This is a genomic window from Synechococcus sp. CB0101 (assembly GCF_000179235.2).
Classification (GTDB): Bacteria; Cyanobacteriota; Cyanobacteriia; order PCC-6307; family Cyanobiaceae; genus Vulcanococcus.
Window position 1 is genome coordinate 2,221,574 of the sequence record NZ_CP039373.1, and the last position, 18,696, is coordinate 2,240,269.

The window sequence follows — 18,696 nt, forward strand, 5'->3', positions numbered from 1 at the left end:
GATCGGCTGCAGTGCAAAAGGTTTCAGGCAACCGCTTTGCGGAAGACTGCGTGCAGGGGAGCGGTGAGACCCGCTGACGAAACCAAATAGTGACAGGCCCACCATGGGTTGAATTGTACAGATTTTTGAACTGCCCCCAGCCTCTACCTTTTCAAAATGAGCCCATGATAATTTGCATAAAGGAAATTAACCCAAAATGCTTAAGCTAAAAGTAAAAAACCAAGGCCGTGTTCTTTTTGACGACCGTAAAAACGGCGATTCCACAGTTAATCGCATGGACATCGTAAGAGTTAAAAATGCAGATAGCGACGTCATCTTCATAGAAGCAGCTTTAAGCGACAGCGAGGATCTTCGAGGCGACATCCGAGATATTGAAGACGAGGATATCGCTGATCTTCTTGCGCATCTGGATGCCAACGGCGATGGCAAGATACAAAAGCCTGAAAGACTTGGTGCATCTGCAAGTGTCGTAGGCGGCCTTCAACTTATAGACAACCACTCGAGTAGGTCTCTGGTCACTAAGAAATTTGAGGCAAGTGGTGTGCGCTTTCAATGGGACTCACCCAAAAACTTTCTTGGCATCAGTCAATCTGGGACTCTGGATTTCTCCGACGACATTGTTTCAATCGGCACAAATGAAGATGGAGATATTCTAACTTTTGTTTGTCCAGAGGTCACAATTAAGCGCAGCCTTCCTTTTGATTCGTCGATTTCCACTACTGGAGAGGTCGAAATAGGCCAGGTTGCTGGCAAGATTGACATGGTTACGGGTGTCGGCACAATTTACCTTGACAATGTTAGGTGGGAGTTTTCTGGCAATTACAACCGAGGCGCACTGTTCGGAAATAAGTCTTATGGGATTTCCTCCAATAACGCAGCTTATGTACCGGTCGAGTCTAGAGATGGACGAGGTGCCCTGATTGTACTCAAAAGCATAAAGCCGGGAGCATATGCAGGTCAAAATCCCGACAAAATATTCAGCTCTTACCTGGTCACCGCTGCGCAAGGTGAGACACCAAAGCAGCCGCTAGCTCAAACGTTGGTTATTAACGCCATAAATCAATTCATATACCCTGGCTTGCTTGATCAAGGGACATCTCTTCAGTGGAATATCGACCTTAAACGGCCAGTCAGTGTCAATGGGCTATAGAGTTATTTGGATGTTTGCCCTCTGATTTTCATAACATCTAGGGTCTACGCGCTGTTCCCTACGTCTCCTCCCCAAGCCATAGCTGAATGGCCTCGCAGATGTTCATCATTGCCAAATCGTGTGCACTGCAATGGGAAGCCCAACCCTGCTGCCAATGCTCAGCTGGACGCGCTCCTGTCTGACGCCCCCAGCTCTCCAGCAAGACCAAGCCAACGAGCTCACGCTTCCGCCGTTCCAGCAAGACCACGCCTTTGCCGTCTTTGAGCAGGGCGACTGGTTGGCGGAACTGGATCTCCTGCAACTGGGATCGGCCCTGCAGCGCAGCGCCATCGCCCGAGGCGGCTATGACGGCCGCTCCTTCGATGTCATGGTCGCCATCGCCGATGTTCTGGAAGCCGATCACGGCTGGAGCTTTGAGCAGTCCGATTCCTGGCTCGAGCGGATGGGGCTCTGGGAGGAGGAGGTCTGAGGGTTCAGAACCAGCCAGTAGCCTCCCGTGCCCCGCTCTGGTCGCAGCGTCGTCTGCCTGGCTGCCGATGAGTGAACACCTCTGGCTGACCACTGCCGAGCTCTGCTCCCATCTGGCTATCAGCCGCTCCACCCTCTTTGCCATCCGCCGCTCGGGGCTGCTCAAGGACGGGCGGCATCTGGTGTCCAAGAACCCAACCAGTTCCCGCTCGCACCTGCTCTGGCACCGCCAGCGGTGTGAATTGGCGCTCGGGAGGATCAGCTGATGGCTGCCATGGGCAGCTCCAACAGCGCCTGGCTCACCACCAGCCAGCTCTGCACTGCCCTCACCATCAGCCGCTCCAAACTCTGCCGCTGGCAGCAGCGCAAGGTGTTCCGTCAGGGCGTCCACTGGGTGCGCAAGAACCCTGCCGCTCCCTGCTCCGATCAGCTCTGGTCGCTGGCAGCCTGCCGCTCTGTCCTCCACAAGCCATAACCACAAGAAGGGGGGCCATCGGCCCCCTTTTTGATTGGTCTGTGCAGAGCCTGAATCAAGCCGCTTCGCTCTGATCGCCGAGCATCCGCCGCGCTACCGACGCCTTCGTCTGCTCGCCTGTGATCTCACTCAGATACGTGCGGCGGTGCACTTCCGGGCTATGGCCCATCACCGCGGCCACATCCGCGTAGTTCCAGGTTGTGGTCTCCCTGGCGCGAATGGCGTAGGCGTGGCGCAGGTCGTAGGGCACACAGCGCTCCTTACGTTTCTGCGCTTTCTTCTTGCCCTGGGCCGGTGCTGTTTCCACCCAGGCGTAGAGCTTGGTTTTCAGCTCAAACTCGGCCTTGGCATCGGAGCTACGCAGCTTGTGGCAGCACACCGCACCCAGCCGTTCGTTGTTATCGCAGCGCTTCACCAGATCACATTCGGGATCAAACGGCTGGCCGTCTTCATTGACGAATTTGGGCACGTAGCGGCGGCGCAGTTCCTCGAGCCGCTGCTCTCCGTTCTCCCCACCCAATTGATAGCGATCCACCCATTCGGCGGGTAATGGCAATGCCACCCGAAAGCCCGTTTTGGTCACCTTGATGTGGCGGGCGGCCACACCGATGCTCACCATCCCCTGCTCATCGGGGAGCTCCGCGATGTGCCACACCTCGTGGGGCCTGAGCCCATAAGTGGCCACCATTGCGAACACCCAGCCCCACAGCGGGTCTTCTTCCACCACCTGATCAAGCCACTCCCGGATCGCTGCGGTGCTCGGGATGCGGCGTCTGGATTCACCGGCAGCCACCAGCGCTCCCTTCTTGCGGTTCACCATTCCCTTGAGCTCCTCACTCAGGCTTTCCGGTGCAATCGCCCCGTAGCCGGCCCGCCGGAGCAACGACACCACCTCCCGCTTCTGGCGGAAGCCCTGGCGGTGCGTGGCCATTGGCATCAGCGGCGCCGTTGGATCGTCCAGCCGTGCCTTGAGGCTCTCGCTGCTGTGCAGCGCAAACCGGCGCACGTCCTCTTCCGTGGCCGCACGGTCCGCCGGGAGCAGGCAGAAGTAGCCCTTTCCCTTGAAGGGCCCCACGAGGTTCATGTTCACCCCCTGGCCCCGTTGGAACGCCACTACCGCGGCGCAGATCTCAGGCCAGCAGGGGGCCGCGAGATGGGCAGCGCTTCCAGCACTGGGCTCGGCTAGAGCCGTCCATAGCTGGGGCCGATCGCTCCGGCCTTGCTCCACCAGCGAATCGCAGAGTCGCTGCACATCCGCGTCGCTCTGGGCGGAGTAGCCCCGCATGGCCCGCTCACGCGTGCCCCCACCAGGAAGGATTTCATAGACGCTCAGCCACTGGCTATGGCGGCGCACACGGATGCGCAGGGGCAGGTCATGGAGTCGCAGGATCCCGTTGGCGCGCTCCAGGGGAGAAACGAGGCAAGGCATAACGGTGGAACCACTGAGGTGAGGGTTCCCCGCTTCTGTGAACAAGGGCCATGAGACGACCCTTGAGACGCCGAGCGTCCTTGGCAGTTTCTTGGCAGTTATGCCAAGGAAATGACACAACTACGGTTTTCGGCGTCCTTGTACGGTCTCATTTCGACCGACTCGGAAGCATTTTGCAAACCCTGAAATCCCTTGCGCTGCATGGTTAAACCCCTGCAGTCCAAACGATCTCAAAAAATGGGTCGTCTGAGATTCGAACTCAGGACCAATCGGTTAAAAGCCAACTGGAGATTCCCGAGATCCCTTGCGGTGCAAAGGCTCAGAAAACGACCCCCAAACACTCCCCCAAACAAATCGGCTGCGACTGGTGAGAACATCTTGCCAGAAAAACGCCCTGACCGGCTCACGACCGACATATCGAAGAAGCTGCAAGTCCGTCCAGACGATTTATGGCTGCCCAGGACCGCGACCATTCACGGAGCTACCAAGGGCCAAGCCCGCCAGGATGCTGAGTCCCTGATTCACCGCGTCATCGATGCGCCCCTGGGGACGAGCACAAAACAGGGCTACGGGATGCTCTGACGTTGATGCATTAGTAGGCGGATTAGCAGCATAAGGATCAAGAAGTCCGGACCGCCCGTCGGGAGCCGCAGCCCGCCGTTCCAGGGCCGGCAACCCATTCATCCGCACATACAGCCAGCTGAGGGCGGTGCAGTTGAGCAGATCAAACGCCAACGTGGCGCCCTGGAACCCCAGGATCCCGGTGGAGATCCAGACCACCAGCCGGCGGGAATCCATGGAGCGCGTTCGAACTGCTTGAAAGGGTTCCGAGGCCGCCGGAACCCTCAAGGGTTCTCTGCCTCACCTCAATGCCACTCACCCCTGAGGGCTGGACCTTGCTCAAAACCTGGGAGGGTTGCCGCCTGAGCGCCTATCCCGACCCCGCCAGCGGCGGTGCTCCCTGGACCATCGGCTTCGGCCACACCGGCGCGGAGGTCGTGCCGGGGCTGACGATCACTCAAGAGCAGGCCGAGGCCTGGCTGAACAAAGACGTTGCTGAGGCGGCCGGCGCAGTGGATCGGCTCCTCTCCGGCGTCACCCTCACGGCTCATCAACGCGAGTCCCTGATCAGCTTCTGCTTCAACGTCGGCGCGGGAGCCCTCGAGCGCTCCACCTTGCGCAAGCGCCTGCTCGCCGGTGAATCCCCGGCTGTGGTGATCGCCCAGGAGCTCCCCCGCTGGAACAAGGGCCCCAAGGGCCCGCTGGAAGGACTTAAGCGCCGCAGGGCTGCTGAGGTTTCGCATGCACGGATGCCAGAGGCCACTTCTCCACAGCAGCAAACAAAGACCGCAGCTCCGGTTCCCAGCCACAAGCCGATTCACCTCCTGGACGCGGTGCATCACCACAAGGGATTGGCGCATCAACAGGAGGCCTGGTTCCAGCTGGAGCGCTCGCTCACTGCGGAGCAACGGGATGCGTTCTCGGAGGTGTTTCGCACTCCAGGGGCGCGATCGATTGAGCCCCCCAAGCCGGAGGCGCCAGGCCTCATCGAACTGCCGGTGCCCTACCTGAGCCAGAACGACAGCGCCACCAGCCATGGGCCGCGCATGTGCTTCTCCTCCACCTGCGCCATGGCTGCAGCCTTCCTGAAACGCGGCGCCCTCACAGGCAACGGCCAACTGGACGATCAATACCTGGCCTTGGTGCAACGCCATGGCGACACCACTGATGCCAATGCCCAAGTCGCTGCACTCCACAGCCTGGGCCTGCAGGCACGCTTCCGCACCGACGGCTCCATCGAAGACCTGATCGAGCAACTCAAACGGGGACTCCCTTGCCCAGTGGGTTGGCTCCACAAAGGGCCCGTCTCTGCCCCAACTGGCGGGGGCCACTGGAGCCTGGTAATCGGCTGGGATCCGGCTATGCGCCAGTTCCTGATGCATGACCCCAACGGGGAAGCCGATCTGGTGAACGGCGGCTACGTGAACACCGCCATTGGCAGCGGAGCGGCTCAGCGCTACTCCGAGCGCAACTGGGGGCGCCGCTGGATGGTGGAGGGCGCCGGCAGCGGCTGGTGGATCGAGATCAGCGCGGGGACCTGACGTGCCAAAGCGGGGAACACTTCCAGCAGTTGCGCCCGATCACCCATGACCTTCACTCCCGCCATGGCGACCATCCCCCTGCACAGCGATCACCATGTGCGGGTTGGATTGGAAGCCCAGCTGCGCCAGTGCTGGGCGATGTACAACGCTCTGCCCACAGAGGCCAACCGCTATCAACTGGTGCGGTTGGAGCGCCTGCTGCAGGGCATTTGATGGCATCAACCCCACAGGGGGTGTTACAACCTGGCCAGAGCAGAGGACGACAACTGCTTGTCCAAGGAGGTCTGAGGAGGCCTCCTTTTTTAATGGCAACACAAGGCGGATCGAACCCGAGTGGTGATGGCGATTAGCGGCACGCCAACACAGACACTCAGCTGACAGCCGGTCGGCGTTTCACAGCAAGGCCGTTCGAAGCTTGCTTGAGAGCTGCGACAGACGTCGCGGAGGGCATCACAGCGTTAATGGATGATCTGTTCCAAAACAACACCATCTCGATCCACCAGTCGATAGACGCGACCAGTCAGCCGAGCTTTCGCCTTGGCCGTCATGTAAGCCTTGAAGTGGTTAGTCCTCAAAACTTCATCACGCCAGACGAGTTCACCACTTGCGCGGCTTTGAATCACGATCACCAGGGTGCAGCATCTCGCCAGTTGCGTTCACACTGTCCTGGATTCCGACCCGAATGCAACGAAATCTACGGATGAGCTTCGGGTTCAAGAGATTCCGAAGGAATTCAGAAGAAAGCGACTCTGTGTGGTTGTCGCCACATTGCCAGTCCCATCAGCCAAGCGGACAAGCAACTACCGTCAAAACAAGGGCCATGCATCCCCGACCGAGTCACCCATCACCCGCGAGAGCAGTGAAATGGTCAGCAGGGCCAGTGGATGGCGAAGGGCGCTGACAGCAACTAGTGGCTTCAGATCAAACCAGGGAACTGAGGCCCCAGATCGGGGACACATTCTGCTGCTGCTCCAAATCACCCATCACCTTCAGTCCCGCAAGGACGAGCATGGCTTTGCACAGTGATCAGCACATGCAGTTGGACCCAGGGGCCCAGTTGCACGTTGGCCGAGGGATGTTCCACCCGCTACCGACTGAGGCCCACCGCGATCAAGCGCTTCAGATGAATGCTTGCTGCAGAGCATCGAATGAACCAGCTCCGCCTTAGGTCTACGACCAGGTCTCTGCGGACACTGAAATGCGCATTCACAAAAAAAGGGGGGGGGGCTAAGGAGGCCTCCTGTTGTACTGGCTATCAACCGAGGCAGAACCGGGCGAAAGGCTGGTGATTTCGTTAATCTTTGCTGGATTGATCAATTGACATCCAATGCTCACCGGTTCTGACCTGCTCGCCAAGGTGAAGGAGCTGGGCGACGTCTCCAAATCGGATCTGGTGCGCAGCTGCGGCTACGTCAGCACCAAGAAAGATGGGGGCGAGCGCCTCAACTTCACCGCCTTCTATGAAGCCCTGCTGGAAGCCAAAGGCCTGAGCCTGGGCAACGATGGCGTGGGCCGGGGCAAGGGTGGCCGCAAGCTCAGCTACACCGCCACCGTGCAGGGCAATGGCAACTTGCTGATCGGCAAGGCCTACACCGCCATGCTCGACCTCAAGCCCGGCGATGAGTTTGAGATCAAGCTCGGCCGCAAGCAGGTGCGCCTGGTCCCCGTGGGTGGTGTGGACGAGGAGGAGTGAGGCTCTCTCTGGGCATCATGCGTATCCATTCCACGAGCTGGCGGTGAACGGTCAGTGAGATCAGTTGTGCACCTGAACGCAGCACCCCGCTGAGCGCCAAGCCCCCCTTACTCGGCTACTTCTTAGGACCCTCGGCCTACCCACCGGGGGTTTTCTATTGCGACACGATGTTCGGGAAGAGGAACCGTTGCGCGCCCACCACTGATCACCAATCGGCGTAACGTGAAATTGAGGGGAGGAGCGGTAACCACCCCGACACCTCTGCCTCCAACAGAGTCCGGCCAGGGATCACCCGAGCCGGTGCGCACAACGGAGGTGCGCTCGAAATGCGTCAAACACCAGCACAAACCTTGTCCTCGATGGCGCGGCGTGAGCGCCATCCCGTAGAGCTTGAGTCATATGCCACCCACAAACTCCCCACAGTCCAAACCTGGGCTGCATAACCCAGGCGGAGTGAACAACTGAGCAGGCCAAGCCTTGAGCATCTCTGCTCAGTGCCGTCACTCGGCCCTTCGATCCCTGCCGCGACACGGCAGGGAGACAACCACGGGGTCAAACCCATCGAGATCGTTGAACCACAGGTACCCGACCGGATGGCACCCCAACTGCCAAGGTGACCATCCGCAACCGGTGATAAGGCGCCCGCTACGGGGCGCCTTTTTGATGGATGGCGCCAGCTGATCCGCAGCAGGGCCGGTCTCGGTGGAGAACAGAGCCTTGGATGGACGCAGCGACGCGATCGACGATGTCTGCCACTCATCACCAGTTCATGCCGGAGTCAGACGCCGAGAACGAGACGACCTGGGAACCCGATGCGGAGCGCAAGCTCGATCACAAGCAAACCCATGCCGATCAGGCAGAAGAACCCGACCATGGGCGCCATGCGATCGATCGCTCTAGGCCTTCGAGCTTCGTGCGCAAGAACCGCTGATCGAGCAGATCAGGCCGGAGCTGCATTCAGGAGTTGAGCGGCCTCATTCATGGCGTACTCCAGAACGGCATCGGGCAGGCGCGGCAAGAGGGTACTGATGGCGGCAGCCGTGCGATCAAGAAGATCGATGTGTGAGAGGTCTAGCGAGAGCAGTTGGGCCAGTCGAGCCTGCTCAAGGGTTGCAGCAATGAGCAGACGGATGCCGATGAGATCGGCCATCGATGCTGATGTAAGCATCCTTACGCCATGCCGCTCAGGCGCCTGTGCGCGCCGATTGAGACACATCAGATTGGAGCCCAGAACGCGGTAGTCCTGCAGCATGGCTCCCTCACAGAGAGGCTTTATTCATGACATCTGCATTCCTTTGAAGCCGACCATTTCAAAGCACCTCTCCATTCAACCGGCCAAAAACCAGGCTCTAATCCCGATTCCATGCCCCCCCCCGCCGTGCAGGAGCAACCATCGGGGGCCAAGACACCCCAAGAGCAGGCTTAGTGCTTTTGCGCTTTGGTGCAGAAACGCAAAGTGCAGAAGACAACAGCCCTTGGTAGCATCTCGCGCGAACCGAAAACGCGTTGATGGGACGTGTCTCAATTACACTGAGAGACAAAGATCACCTGGCACTAAAGCTGCTTGCCTTGCAAAGGAATGCAAAGATCAGCGCTTTAGTGCAAGAAGCACTTGTTGAATACCTCAAACGAGAAGGGGGCTTTGACCTTTACATCAAAAGTCAACCCCCGGAGGATCCTGCATGACAAGCGAATCCCCCTCAGAACAGCCATACGAAATCGATCCAGAAAAGTTCCCCAAGCAACTCTCGATCGACTTACCAACTGAAATAGCCGAGCATTTTCAGAAGCTTGCCCTGAAGACCGGCCGCTCCATCGACGAATTAATACTGGAGGCTCTAGACAAGGAGCTCGGCGAATATTGACCGCAATCAACTCAAGGGCAATGACGGCGACTGCCACCATTGCCCCAAGGCAAGTCAGGATCCTGATCTACTGATCAACGCCGCGCTCAAGGATATAAGCGGCAAGGTTGCTGAGCGAGCGGCCTTCTGAGCTGCTTCGCGCCAGAAGCTTTTCGAGTGTCGCATCGGGGATCGTGATCGTGATGCGCTTCGTGGATTTGACCTTTCGCTTTTCCTGCTTTAGATCGAAAGAGGTCATGGTTGAGTAGCACTGCACCCCAAGTATCCAAAAGCGGTCAAGAGCTGACAACAGAGGCAAGAATGTTTACGTCAATATACGGTCATTCCGCTCGCGCTACGCAATAAGATGCACCTGCTTATCTGTTCTGTGCACAAGCCAACAAAGCCCGTAAACCACGTGCCACCTGCACCGTTTAAGTGCAGGCATTGTGGCCATCGTTCCTGATCAAGGCATGAGAAAACCGGCCGCCAGACCGGATTCGCTGGGGAGAGAACGACACCGGACTCGTTTCAGAGCTGGCGGCGATCCAGGGCATCCGCCAAGCGCGTCACCGCTGCAGCCAGTTGGGCCTGAGTGTCGGGTGGGGCAACGGCTTCTTCCTTGCGCCGCAGGGCTTCGATCGAGCGCACGATCAAAAACACCACAAATGAAATCACCAGGAAATTGATCGCTGCTACCAGCACCTCACCGGCTGGCCAGCTGGCAATGGCGTCAACGTTCGCCGCCTTGAGAACAGGTTGCAGCAATGAATCCATCACCAAAGTCACCACCGCATTCACCACCTTCCCGAAGGCCCCGCCGATCACCACGGCCACAGCCAGATCAACCACATTGCCGCGGTTGATGAAGGCTCGGAAGTCAGTCAGAAAGTTGCGTGTACGGCTCATGGCGTGTCGTGTGGCTGCTTGGCCGGGAATCGGAGCTCATGATGCCGGCACGATCCGCTGGCGCTTGAGATCTGCAACCGGGTCTGCGGCTGGATGGATCTGCCTTGAGCAGCGCACAACCAAAAACCAACCAGGCCGCCGCAGGATGGAGACCCATCAGCCAAGGCTTCGATGAGCGTGAGCGCCCGCTACGGGGAAGCCCTGCTCTGGGCTGAGCAGATCCACCGGGATCAGCGCCGCAAAGGCAAGGCCATCCCCTACATCTCCCACCTGATCAGCGTCAGCGCCCTGGTGTGGGAAGACGGCGGCACGGAAGACCAGGCCATCGCCGCCCTGCTGCATGACGCCATCGAGGACGCCGGCCAGAGCCACGCGTCCATCGCCGAACGCTTTGGCAGCGCCGTGGCCGACATGGTGCTTGATTGCACCGACACCAACGGCACACCTGTGGGCGGAGAGAAGGAGCCCTGGCTGCTGCGCAAGACCCGCTACATCGCCTCCCTGGAGCACAAGCCCGAGGCGTCTCTCTTGGTGACGGCGGCCGACAAAGCCCATAACGCGGGAGACATTGTGCTCGATGCCCGCCGCGATCCCGGCATGTGGATCAAGTTCAACGCCGGGCTGGAGGGCTCGGCCTGGTATCTGCTGCGGATGCATCAACAGCTCAACCGCCGCCTATCGGGTAGTCGGTCGGTGGAACGCCTCGGTGAGGCGGTGAGTGAGGTGCTCGCCAGCGAGAGCTATCGGCGGCTCGTGCCCGATGGGCTCGCGCCGGCGGTGTGGGCAGCGGGGTACGCGGAGCGCCAGGCGGAGAGATGAAGAGCGAGGTTCAGCGGCTCGCTTCAGCAGGTCCTTGAGGCTCCAGCTGCTCCTCCTGCCACGCGCGCTGCAGATCAATGCGCGTGATCCGGTAGCCCAGTCGCCGTGCCGCCAGGATCAGCTCCTTGCGGGAGCGGCAGTGCTTGAGAGCGCGTTGGAGCGCTGCATCAGCCTCCACATCGGCCACAAAACGCTCCAGCTCTGACCAGCTCATGGGATGGACCCCTGGGTCTCTCACCATGCCAAGGGCGTCTGGAGTGCGCCAGGTTCCGCAGATCACACTCCGCCAGACCCTGCGTCAGCACAGAGAAAACCGGCCGGGATACCGGCCGGCGGGAGGCGGAGCCTCCCGAGGTGTCTCAGATCACGGAGACCGTGGTGCCCTTTTGACCCTGGAAGTGCCGGGCCATGGCATGGGCATCTTCTGCAGGAATCAGGCGGAGCTTTTTGACGGGCTTCCCGCGGCGACCGATGGGGGTGGTGATGCGCTCATGGCCATAGGCCTTGATGCCATCGGGATAGGTGTGCAGCACCAGGAAGCGGATCTCGCAGCAGGGAGCGGTGGGGCGTGCCATGGAAGGGGAAGGCGTGGAACACCCCGACCGAGGCCCGCTGTGGCGGAGGCGGCAAGGACCGCGCAGCGGCCCGGCCTGATCCTTGCCGCCTCTGACGCAGTGGGCACGCTGGGAGGGTCCACGCCGCTTCCATGGCACGCGCCGCCGCGGCTGTGGGGTGAGCCGATTGCTGGTGCGGACCAGAAGGGAGAGCCTCAAGGCCTATGGCCAGGAGTGGATCACCGAGATGGCGAGCAGTCCGCCAGATGCACCCCACCGGCTCAAGTCGCACCACCAGAAGCGCCGCGCCGGGCACCTCCAGGATCGCCCCTGGTCAAGGGCTGACGCGCGGCGAGCTGACTGGTTGCTGTGGCGCGATCGCCCCGGCGGGGCCGGTGCTCACCGCGCATCAGCGGAAGGACTCGCCCCTTGACTGGCGGAGCGGTCCTGAAGGCGTCCCGTCGCTGCGCCGGAAGGCGTCAGTTCGTCATGGTCAGCCATGCCGTTGGTTTTGGTCCTGAGGATCCTGTTGGGTTGGTGGAGTCCTGCTATCGGGCCGTGGAATGGCTGCTTGCCACCCACACCGCCAAAGGGCTCTTGATCCCCAGGCCCTGGATCGATCATCCCTATGGAGAGGAAGAGATCGCCTTGCTGGAGGAGGAGCTGCTGCCTGCGATGGCGGTGTTTCTCGCAAGGGTGGAGGCGATTGATCGAGCGATTGAGGCCGATCAAGAGCTGGAGTTCCAGGCTCATCAGGCCCGCTGAGGGCCAGGCCGGCAGTGCCGGCCTTTTCTGCTGCTCCCGTTGGGCAGGTCATGGGATGCGCAATTCGCAGGTGTCGCCTGCAGAGCGGTCAGCCACCACCTCCAACCGATCGGGGCATCCATCCAGCCATCCCCTCATCAGGGAATAGCGCAAGCCGGGCTGATGCGCGAGAGTCGAGTCTGCATGCAGCACCGTGATGCACGCCTACTACCCGCTTCTGTGGCTCTTGCAGGCATTTGGCCTGTTCATTGCCTTCACGGTGCAGGGCGCGATGTGGAAAGGCGCCGAGGACCACGGGAAACGCGGCTGGTTCGTAGCGCTGATCTGGGCTGTTGGGAGCACGGTGCTGCTCAATGCCATGCATAATCTGCATGACGGCTTGTTCCCGCACGCATGAAGGCGTGCAGCCACAGCAGAGCGCAGCTCTTAGAGCCCTCATGCAACAAAAAGCAATCGATCAGATGCAGCAGATCTACTGCAGATGGGAAATATGCAAAATCTGTATAGGCATCTGAAGAAACCAGGCGAGACCTCGACTATTCGCAAAATGCATGGGCAACTAGTGGTGCATGTGGATACAAGGCTCCACCGAGACAACATTTACCCCCCCCATTTGTGGGCATGACTGAGCTAGGCGCTGTTTAATAATTTCTTCGCAATTCATCTAACTGAGATGTCCGAGGCACGTCTCCGCTTACTTCGTAACCAGGCATCCCCGTCGCTCGGGATCGCCAGTCGCAAGCCCCAGCGGCTCACGATCACCCTTCCCTGGTCGACGTATCAGGCACTGATTGAGACCAGTTCGGAGCAAGGGCGCTCCCTCTCCAACACCGCGGCCTATTGGCTTGAACGCCAAGCGGATGCCATGAGGCAGCAGGGGGCTTGATCGTCCCGCTGTTGGTCAGGCCGGATATTTCCGGCCTTGTCTGCTGTTTCCATAGGGAAGCTCAGGGGATGCGGAGTTCGCAGTAGTCGCCTGCGCTCAGATCAGCCACCACCTCCACCACCTGATCGGCGGCAGCTCTGATCCGCGGCCAGCTGGTGGTTGAGAGCACAAGAATCGCGATGGTGCGCTCCTGAAGGTTCTGCTGATAGCGCAGGTTGGTGTCAGTGGTAATCAGCAGTTCAAAGCCTTGCTGCTCAGCCAGGCGGATCAGATCGCCATTGGTCACGGTGGACCAGCCCTGCTCATAGGCCGTGCTCACCACATGGGCCGTGAGGGATCGCCGCAGGGGGGCAGGTGTTCCCTGGTCAAACAGGATGCGCACTACGCCAGGGCTACAGCTGTGCTTCTGGCGGCGTGCTCGAGCACCAGCCGTGCCTGCTCGATCGTCACCCCAGGGAAGATCTCCACGAACTCCGTGAGGGAAACGCCGTCCTCGAGGTTCTGAAACAGTGCCGCCACCGGGATGCGCGTGCCGCGGAACACCCAGGCGCCGCTCACGCGCTGGGGGTCCCGTTCCACGGCGGAGCAGTCCGCCCAATCCAGCTGGCTGGTTGTCGACATGGCGGCTGCCTCAAAGGGCCAAAGAGATCGTAGGCAGGTTGCCGGAATCAGGCGGTAGCGGTTTCAGCCAGGAATCCCTCGATCCATCGCTTGTGCCGGCTAGTGGTGATCAGCCCCGCCAGGGATGGCTGGGTATCGGGCACCTGGAAGGCAGTGCGAAAGCCCTTGGAGAAGGCCTCGAGCCGAGCAGGGGCGAGGGCCTTGATCCGCTCTTGCAGCCCAGTGATCGCCGAAGGCTGAAGGGGAACATCAGCCATCTCAGCCGATGGGCTTTTAGTTGCAGCTGCCACCGGCTTGCCATCGCTCACCTGCCGTTGCTGCTTGTCGTAGAGCGCCAGGCCAAAGGGATTGCCAAAGGTCATCAACGCCCGTTTGGTGGCATCGGTCTCCGCTTCCTTCAGCGCCGATTCATGGGCCAGGCCCTTGTCGGCATCAATGCCATGGCCGGCGCCTGAGCCCTCGCGGATCAGGGTGCGATTGCCGGCGGTCACCGTGATGCGCACCCGGGCCGTGTAGGTCACACCCCAACCGTTTTTGCGATCACGCCCAATCGGGCGTTCGTGTTCCGCCACGCAACGGCTGATCAGGGTGCAGCGCTCCCAGCCGTCAAACCCAAAGATGCGGTTGGCCTCTGCAATCACCTGCCACCCCTCGAGGTAGCTCACCCGGCTGCGCCCCTGCTCCCGCTGCCGCACATGGGCCCGATCCAACGGTGCCGAAAGCAACGCCACCTGCCTCTCACTAAAGCCGGGGCCAGGGGCCCCCTCGCTATGGGCGGTTGCAGAGGCGGGCGATGGTTGAGCAGCGTCTTGGCTGAGGGTTTCGCGCAGCAGCTGGAGCGTTGTGGGTGGCCGGCTGGTGGCGTTGCGGCGAATTGGAGCGGAGTGGGTAGTGGCTGTGGATGTGATGGCCATGGCGATGAAGTGGTGTGTGTGGAGTGGAAAAAAGGGAGTGGGGCCCGCACCTGCAAAACCCCATTACGAGGCCCCCTGTGGGGGCTAGGTGATGGACCAGTGGCGACGTTTGATGAGGCGTGCGCCGGGGACGGCGGTTGCGGAGAGGGAGAAGGCGAGGTGGGCGGCTTCTGGTTTGGGGAGGCCTGAGATGGCGGATGAGATGACGGAGCGGATGCGGGCCTTGATGGAGGTTTTGTTGGGGGTGGTGGTGGTTTGGGTGGTGAGGAGATCTGGGGGGAGGAGATCGGGGTCATCGATCTCGATGGCTTCTGTGGTGCGGGAGGTGAGGCGGTGATCGAGGAGGTTGTGGGCGGTGGCGGATGGATCGAGGCGGGAGAGGAGATGGATGAGGGTGGATTCGAGGGCGTCAGCGCGGTTGTCTTCTCGTTTGGCGAGGGCTGAGAAGCGCTTGGATTGGCCGGAGTGGTAGCTGGCTTCTGCGCGGAGGCGTTCGATCACCCAACAGGTGGCATCGGCTTTGCGGAGAAAGGCCTCGCGTTTGTTGTCTTCCAGGGCGAGGGATTCCTCGAGATCAGCAATGGCGAGGGCGCGCTCGTCGTCGTCCTCGGTATCGAGGCGTTCAGAGAGGCGAGCAATCCAAGAGGTTTCGGCCTGGAGATCGGTGCCGAGCTCCCAGAGGGTGGGGAGCTGGAGGGTATCGGCGGGAGGTGTGGTGACGGGAATGGCGACAGACATGGCTGGGGTGTGAGGAATGGGGGAAGAAGGGATGAGGCCTATGCCGCCTGAGGGATTTGGATCACCTCGATGGGAATGGCCGAGCGGCGGCTGAGGCGCTTTGCCTGATCGAGCAGGGAGGTGGTCCCACGGGAACCGGGGAAGCCGATCACCAGAAGGCCAGCCCCCAGGGGGAGAGCGGAGGCCAGATCCAATGAGCGCTCGAGCATCTGGCGATTGCGGATCGGGCCTGCGGCGCGGCCGTGCTCGCTCCAGGCCGCAGGGCAAGCGATCTGCGGCCAGCCCAGCTGATCGGCGGCGGCGGCAATGGCTTGATCCGCCCCTCGGGCAGCGCCATGGAGCAGGGCCTGCACCAGGCGACCACGGGTGGCGCGCAGGAGATGGGTGGCAATCAGCTCGGAGGGCCAGGCGAGATCACGGCCACCACCAGCCACAACCACGAGCTGGCCGCTGCCTGGCAGAACGATTGAGGCAAACAGAGAAGGATCAGGCGGCGCCAATGCGGCGGCCTGGGCAAGCGAAAGCATGGGAAGGAAATGAGCGTAGAAGGATTTCTTTCAAGGGCTCCAGCAACAGCGGAGACCATCCCTTGATCACCTTCTTATTGTACCAGTACGGGCGTACTATGCGCCAGGTGAGACGGGACCTGCGAGGCTCTCTTCTTGAATCTTTACGGCTCTAGATCCAGGCACCTGGGGTATCAGCAGCGGGGCAAATCTTCTGAAAGCCGAGTATCTATCAAGCGCTCGGAACGCAGCCACCACAAGCGCTTCCAGGAGCCTCAGGCGGGCCTCAATGCGCCGGGCCACCGCAGCCGCGGGAGGACGCTTGGCGTGATGAACCAACGCCACACATCCCGGCGGCGGCAAGGAAGGCAATGATCACGCGAGCGCCAGGGCCGGTGTCCGCGCAGCGGCTACGCCGGCTCGCGAAGCCCTGGCGCCGTGTGACATCCTCAACCCCCGCCGCCGGGTGGCGACAGAGCGCTTACGGCAGATGGATCAGACAGTCGCATCTGGTCAGATCCTGATCCAGGTTCAGTCACCCTTCCTCTGGCAGGTCGGATTTGGCTGGTGACAGGTCAAGCAGCGCGGCTGCTCTGGCCTCCTCGCACACCGCCTCAAACGACATGACCGGCTTCCCGCTTTCGCGCCGTTGGCTGCAACGGACGGCGCTCAGCTGCCTCGGCGTCTCCGCAGCCATCAGCGCATTGCTGCCGCAGATGGCGATGGCACGCCCCTGGCCCATCCCGCAATCGCGCTGGACTGGCAGCGTTCAGGACTATCCCGCCGCTGCGCCATCAGCGCCGCGCCCGTGGTGGACGGGCAATTCAGGCCAGAGCTACGGCTCGGGCTACGGCGCACAAACAGGCAACGGGTATCAGGCCTATGGCACCCCGCCCCTCACCCCAGAGCAACAGGCCCAGCGCTGCAACACCGGCCGCTTGATCGGTGGCCTCGGTGGTGGCGCTGTCGCCTACGCCATGTCACGGGATGACGGCCGGGCCTGGGCGATTCCCCTCGGTGCACTGCTCGGCTCCCAGGTGGGCTGCAACGCCGCGGCGGGTCGGGGGCCACTGCCTTGGTGAGAACAAGAGGGGGGCCGCGGTGTAAGGAGTAAGGCCCGGTGCTGCGCCATAGGACCGCCGGGGGGTGAGAACCGCTCCCGGCTGGTGAACGAGCACCGCTCGGTCATGGCTCAGGTGATGAACAAAGTGCAAGGGCGCGCTGCGACTTGCCCTTACAGCGATCAACAGTGAGCATTCGTTGAACGGGGATGACGCAGCCGTCGAGAAGGCGCACAATCCACGCAGGTGCTGACGAGACAGCCGCACCTGCTTGAGCGCCCATCTCCCTCGCCAGGCCGCTCCGGAAAGCCCTCGGTTCACCCGCCGAGGGCTTTCTGTTGGGAGCAGACCGGAGAATCCGCGTGGAAACACCGCGCAAAACTTCTTTGGGATTTCTTTAGATTGCCGTCCTTATTCAAGTGTGCATTGGGCCTGTCACTCGCTTTCACCGGGCTTGATGTAGCGCCAACAACAAAAGAACAACGCCTGAGCATGGAGTCCTTGGTCTGTCAAGACTTCTGTGCTGACCTCAGGACGCGTAGGTTCGCTGGGATTCAGCCCGCGAGCGGTTCTTACTAGCACTGATGAAGTCGATCAAGACCGCAGCAGCTCCGGCACTCACCGTGGCTCAATTAGAAGCGAGCTACCCGGCGTATTGCAAGGCCTTGCGGATGTTGGTGCAAGACGGAACGTCGCTGAACAAAATCCAACGCACCGTCTGCTGGAATCGCCTGCAGTTGCTGCACACCACCCTGCCGCGTCAATACCACGACCCAGTGGTGCATTACGCCATGGTCAAGCGGGATGTGGACCAACAGCAAGCGCTGGCTGGCTGACGACCGCCGCCATCTGTTTATTCACCACCTGAGTCGAATCCTTCTATGCCGGAGACCATTCAAGAGCCGCTCAAGATCTTGATTGCGGACGACGAAGCCAACATTCGCCGCATCCTTGAAACCCGCCTGGCGATGCAAGGCCACCAGGTGGCTGCTGCTCAGGATGGCACAGAAGCACTGGAGCTGTTCCGCAGCGTTGAACCCGATGTGGTGGTGCTCGACGTGATGATGCCCGAGCTCGATGGCTTTGCGGTGCTCGAGCGCATCCGGGCGCAATCGGAAGTTCCAGTGATCATGCTCACCGCCCTGGGCGATGTGGCCGATCGCATCACTGGGCTGGAGCTGGGCGCCGACGATTACATGGTCAAACCCTTTAGCCCCAAGGAGCTGGAGGCACGCATCCAATGCGTGATGCGCAGGGCAAGTCAGGGCCAGGGCGGATCCAGCGTTGGCTCAGCCAGCTCCAATGTGATCGCGGTTGGTGATCTCAGCGTTGATTTCAATCGCCGGCAGGCCTTCCGCTGCGGCGAGCGCATCCGCCTGACGGGGATGGAATTTCACTTGCTGGAGCTGTTGATCAGCCGCAACGGCGAACCGATCAACCGCCTCGACATGCTGGAGGCGGTCTGGGGTTACAAGCCCGAGCGCGCCTCCGACAGCCGTGTGGTGGATGTCCACATCTCCCGCCTACGCGGCAAGCTGGAACCCGATCCGCTCAATCCAGAGCTGATCCTCACGGCCCGGGGCATGGGCTACATGTTCCAGCGGCTGCACTCCAACGTTGCGCCTGCATCCATCGCGGCGGTTTGATCGAGGCTTGAACGATCAAGCGGCAAGTGATGAACATTTGTCCTGCGGTACCAATGCATACGCAGTGGTGCGCATTGACCACGAATGCTTGAGCTAGAGATCGCTTGAAGCGCTCA

General features: G+C 60.9%; 30 protein-coding genes and 1 tRNA gene. 17 read left to right on the top strand and 14 right to left on the bottom strand.

All coding sequences use genetic code 11. The features are described 5' to 3' along the window. Positions 1-196: 196 nt before the first annotated feature. The 4 genes from CB0101_RS11975 to CB0101_RS11990 all read left to right on the top strand — a co-directional run bounded on the left by CB0101_RS11975 (position 197) and on the right by CB0101_RS11990 (position 2,093). On the top strand, positions 197-1,150 hold the full coding sequence (locus CB0101_RS11975; protein ID WP_136644131.1) for a hypothetical protein: 954 nt from the start codon (positions 197-199) through the stop codon (positions 1,148-1,150). A gap of 154 nt (positions 1,151-1,304) precedes the next feature. Continuing rightward, positions 1,305-1,619 carry a hypothetical protein gene (locus tag CB0101_RS11980; protein WP_136644291.1) on the top strand — a complete coding sequence of 105 codons (315 nt, stop codon included), beginning with the start codon at positions 1,305-1,307 and terminating at the stop codon, positions 1,617-1,619. 67 nt (positions 1,620-1,686) lie between these two features. After that, complete coding sequence (locus tag CB0101_RS11985) at positions 1,687-1,884, top strand: hypothetical protein (RefSeq protein WP_136644128.1); 198 nt, start codon at positions 1,687-1,689, stop codon at positions 1,882-1,884. Positions 1,885-1,892: 8 nt separating this feature from the next. Next, complete coding sequence (locus tag CB0101_RS11990; RefSeq protein ID WP_136644132.1) at positions 1,893-2,093, top strand: hypothetical protein; 201 nt, start codon at positions 1,893-1,895, stop codon at positions 2,091-2,093. 55 nt (positions 2,094-2,148) lie between these two features. Here CB0101_RS11990 and CB0101_RS11995 read toward each other — a convergent pair whose 3' ends face one another. The 3 genes from CB0101_RS11995 to CB0101_RS12000 all read right to left on the bottom strand — a co-directional run bounded on the left by CB0101_RS11995 (position 2,149) and on the right by CB0101_RS12000 (position 4,320). After that, positions 2,149-3,522, bottom strand: a complete 1,374-nt coding sequence (locus tag CB0101_RS11995; RefSeq protein WP_010302915.1) for a hypothetical protein — start codon at positions 3,520-3,522, stop codon at positions 2,149-2,151. Between the two features lie 238 nt (positions 3,523-3,760). Beyond that, positions 3,761-3,855, bottom strand: a tRNA-Lys gene (locus tag CB0101_RS15460). 114 nt (positions 3,856-3,969) lie between these two features. Then, entirely contained in the window at positions 3,970-4,320 is a 351-nt protein-coding gene (locus tag CB0101_RS12000; protein WP_010302916.1) for a hypothetical protein, read from the bottom strand. Between the two features lie 71 nt (positions 4,321-4,391). Here CB0101_RS12000 and CB0101_RS12005 point away from each other — a divergent pair, with 71 nt between their 5' ends. Together CB0101_RS12005 and CB0101_RS15465 are read left to right on the top strand one after the other, a co-directional pair. Continuing rightward, positions 4,392-5,624 (top strand): glycoside hydrolase family protein, encoded by a 1,233-nt coding sequence (locus CB0101_RS12005; protein ID WP_010302920.1) that lies wholly within the window; start codon positions 4,392-4,394, stop codon positions 5,622-5,624. Positions 5,625-5,669: 45 nt separating this feature from the next. Then, entirely contained in the window at positions 5,670-5,837 is a 168-nt protein-coding gene (locus tag CB0101_RS15465; protein WP_010302923.1) for a hypothetical protein, read from the top strand. A gap of 245 nt (positions 5,838-6,082) precedes the next feature. Here CB0101_RS15465 and CB0101_RS15470 read toward each other — a convergent pair whose 3' ends face one another. Then, entirely contained in the window at positions 6,083-6,253 is a 171-nt protein-coding gene (locus CB0101_RS15470; RefSeq protein WP_168187980.1) for a hypothetical protein, read from the bottom strand. A 698-nt stretch (positions 6,254-6,951) separates the two neighbouring features. Here CB0101_RS15470 and CB0101_RS12010 point away from each other — a divergent pair. After that, positions 6,952-7,317, top strand: a complete 366-nt coding sequence (locus tag CB0101_RS12010) for an AbrB family transcriptional regulator (protein WP_010302926.1) — start codon at positions 6,952-6,954, stop codon at positions 7,315-7,317. Between the two features lie 745 nt (positions 7,318-8,062). Beyond that, entirely contained in the window at positions 8,063-8,248 is a 186-nt protein-coding gene (locus CB0101_RS12015) for a hypothetical protein (RefSeq protein WP_010302929.1), read from the top strand. A 9-nt stretch (positions 8,249-8,257) separates the two neighbouring features. Here CB0101_RS12015 and CB0101_RS12020 read toward each other — a convergent pair whose 3' ends face one another. Beyond that, positions 8,258-8,569 (bottom strand): hypothetical protein, encoded by a 312-nt coding sequence (locus tag CB0101_RS12020; RefSeq protein ID WP_136644133.1) that lies wholly within the window; start codon positions 8,567-8,569, stop codon positions 8,258-8,260. Positions 8,570-8,999: 430 nt separating this feature from the next. Here CB0101_RS12020 and CB0101_RS12025 point away from each other — a divergent pair, with 430 nt between their 5' ends. Continuing rightward, positions 9,000-9,182, top strand: coding sequence for a ribbon-helix-helix protein, CopG family (locus CB0101_RS12025; protein ID WP_010302934.1), 183 nt, complete (start codon positions 9,000-9,002; stop codon positions 9,180-9,182). A 67-nt stretch (positions 9,183-9,249) separates the two neighbouring features. On the opposite strand, the gene CB0101_RS12030 is transcribed toward CB0101_RS12025, so the two are convergent. Continuing rightward, positions 9,250-9,420: a hypothetical protein gene (locus CB0101_RS12030; protein ID WP_010302937.1), complete on the bottom strand. Its 171-nt coding sequence runs from the start codon at positions 9,418-9,420 to the stop codon at positions 9,250-9,252. Between the two features lie 272 nt (positions 9,421-9,692). Beyond that, complete coding sequence (gene mscL, locus CB0101_RS12035) at positions 9,693-10,070, bottom strand: large conductance mechanosensitive channel protein MscL (RefSeq protein WP_010302940.1); 378 nt, start codon at positions 10,068-10,070, stop codon at positions 9,693-9,695. 171 nt (positions 10,071-10,241) lie between these two features. Between mscL and CB0101_RS12040 the strand changes: the two genes are divergently transcribed. Further along, positions 10,242-10,889, top strand: a complete 648-nt coding sequence (locus CB0101_RS12040) for an HD domain-containing protein (RefSeq protein WP_010302942.1) — start codon at positions 10,242-10,244, stop codon at positions 10,887-10,889. Between the two features lie 10 nt (positions 10,890-10,899). On the opposite strand, the gene CB0101_RS12045 is transcribed toward CB0101_RS12040, so the two are convergent. Both CB0101_RS12045 and CB0101_RS12050 read right to left on the bottom strand, forming a co-directional pair. Continuing rightward, positions 10,900-11,103: a Nif11-like leader peptide family natural product precursor gene (locus CB0101_RS12045; RefSeq protein ID WP_010302945.1), complete on the bottom strand. Its 204-nt coding sequence runs from the start codon at positions 11,101-11,103 to the stop codon at positions 10,900-10,902. Positions 11,104-11,248: 145 nt separating this feature from the next. After that, positions 11,249-11,464 (bottom strand): hypothetical protein, encoded by a 216-nt coding sequence (locus CB0101_RS12050; protein WP_010302948.1) that lies wholly within the window; start codon positions 11,462-11,464, stop codon positions 11,249-11,251. Between the two features lie 82 nt (positions 11,465-11,546). Between CB0101_RS12050 and CB0101_RS12055 the strand changes: the two genes are divergently transcribed. From CB0101_RS12055 to CB0101_RS12070, 4 genes are all read left to right on the top strand, one after another. Next, positions 11,547-11,876 (top strand): hypothetical protein, encoded by a 330-nt coding sequence (locus CB0101_RS12055; protein ID WP_136644134.1) that lies wholly within the window; start codon positions 11,547-11,549, stop codon positions 11,874-11,876. A gap of 104 nt (positions 11,877-11,980) precedes the next feature. Continuing rightward, positions 11,981-12,208, top strand: a complete 228-nt coding sequence (locus CB0101_RS12060; protein ID WP_246833762.1) for a hypothetical protein — start codon at positions 11,981-11,983, stop codon at positions 12,206-12,208. Between the two features lie 196 nt (positions 12,209-12,404). Next, positions 12,405-12,605, top strand: coding sequence for a hypothetical protein (locus CB0101_RS12065; RefSeq protein WP_010302952.1), 201 nt, complete (start codon positions 12,405-12,407; stop codon positions 12,603-12,605). A gap of 276 nt (positions 12,606-12,881) precedes the next feature. Further along, a complete protein-coding gene (locus tag CB0101_RS12070) occupies positions 12,882-13,094 on the top strand; it encodes a hypothetical protein (RefSeq protein WP_010302954.1) in 213 nt (70 codons plus the stop codon). A 61-nt stretch (positions 13,095-13,155) separates the two neighbouring features. Here CB0101_RS12070 and CB0101_RS12075 read toward each other — a convergent pair whose 3' ends face one another. From CB0101_RS12075 to CB0101_RS12095, 5 genes are all read right to left on the bottom strand, one after another. Next, positions 13,156-13,476 (bottom strand): hypothetical protein, encoded by a 321-nt coding sequence (locus tag CB0101_RS12075; RefSeq protein ID WP_010302956.1) that lies wholly within the window; start codon positions 13,474-13,476, stop codon positions 13,156-13,158. Next, complete coding sequence (locus CB0101_RS12080; protein ID WP_010302960.1) at positions 13,476-13,715, bottom strand: DUF433 domain-containing protein; 240 nt, start codon at positions 13,713-13,715, stop codon at positions 13,476-13,478. Before CB0101_RS12080 ends, CB0101_RS12075 begins: the two co-directional genes overlap by 1 nt. Before the next feature lie 47 nt (positions 13,716-13,762). Then, positions 13,763-14,629, bottom strand: coding sequence for an RAD52 family DNA repair protein (locus tag CB0101_RS12085; protein WP_010302965.1), 867 nt, complete (start codon positions 14,627-14,629; stop codon positions 13,763-13,765). Positions 14,630-14,713: 84 nt separating this feature from the next. Then, positions 14,714-15,367, bottom strand: a complete 654-nt coding sequence (locus tag CB0101_RS12090; protein ID WP_010302970.1) for a siphovirus Gp157 family protein — start codon at positions 15,365-15,367, stop codon at positions 14,714-14,716. A 38-nt stretch (positions 15,368-15,405) separates the two neighbouring features. Continuing rightward, positions 15,406-15,894: an SLOG family protein gene (locus CB0101_RS12095; protein WP_010302974.1), complete on the bottom strand. Its 489-nt coding sequence runs from the start codon at positions 15,892-15,894 to the stop codon at positions 15,406-15,408. 602 nt (positions 15,895-16,496) lie between these two features. Here CB0101_RS12095 and CB0101_RS12100 point away from each other — a divergent pair. From CB0101_RS12100 to rpaB, 3 genes are all read left to right on the top strand, one after another. Then, a complete protein-coding gene (locus CB0101_RS12100) occupies positions 16,497-16,955 on the top strand; it encodes a hypothetical protein (RefSeq protein WP_136644135.1) in 459 nt (152 codons plus the stop codon). A gap of 563 nt (positions 16,956-17,518) precedes the next feature. After that, the gene (locus CB0101_RS12105) at positions 17,519-17,770 is read left to right on the top strand and encodes a DUF3136 domain-containing protein (RefSeq protein WP_010302984.1); all 252 of its coding nucleotides are present in this window, start codon (positions 17,519-17,521) and stop codon (positions 17,768-17,770) included. 45 nt (positions 17,771-17,815) lie between these two features. Further along, on the top strand, positions 17,816-18,580 hold the full coding sequence (gene rpaB, locus CB0101_RS12110) for a response regulator transcription factor RpaB (RefSeq protein ID WP_010302987.1): 765 nt from the start codon (positions 17,816-17,818) through the stop codon (positions 18,578-18,580). Positions 18,581-18,696: the final 116 nt, after the last annotated feature.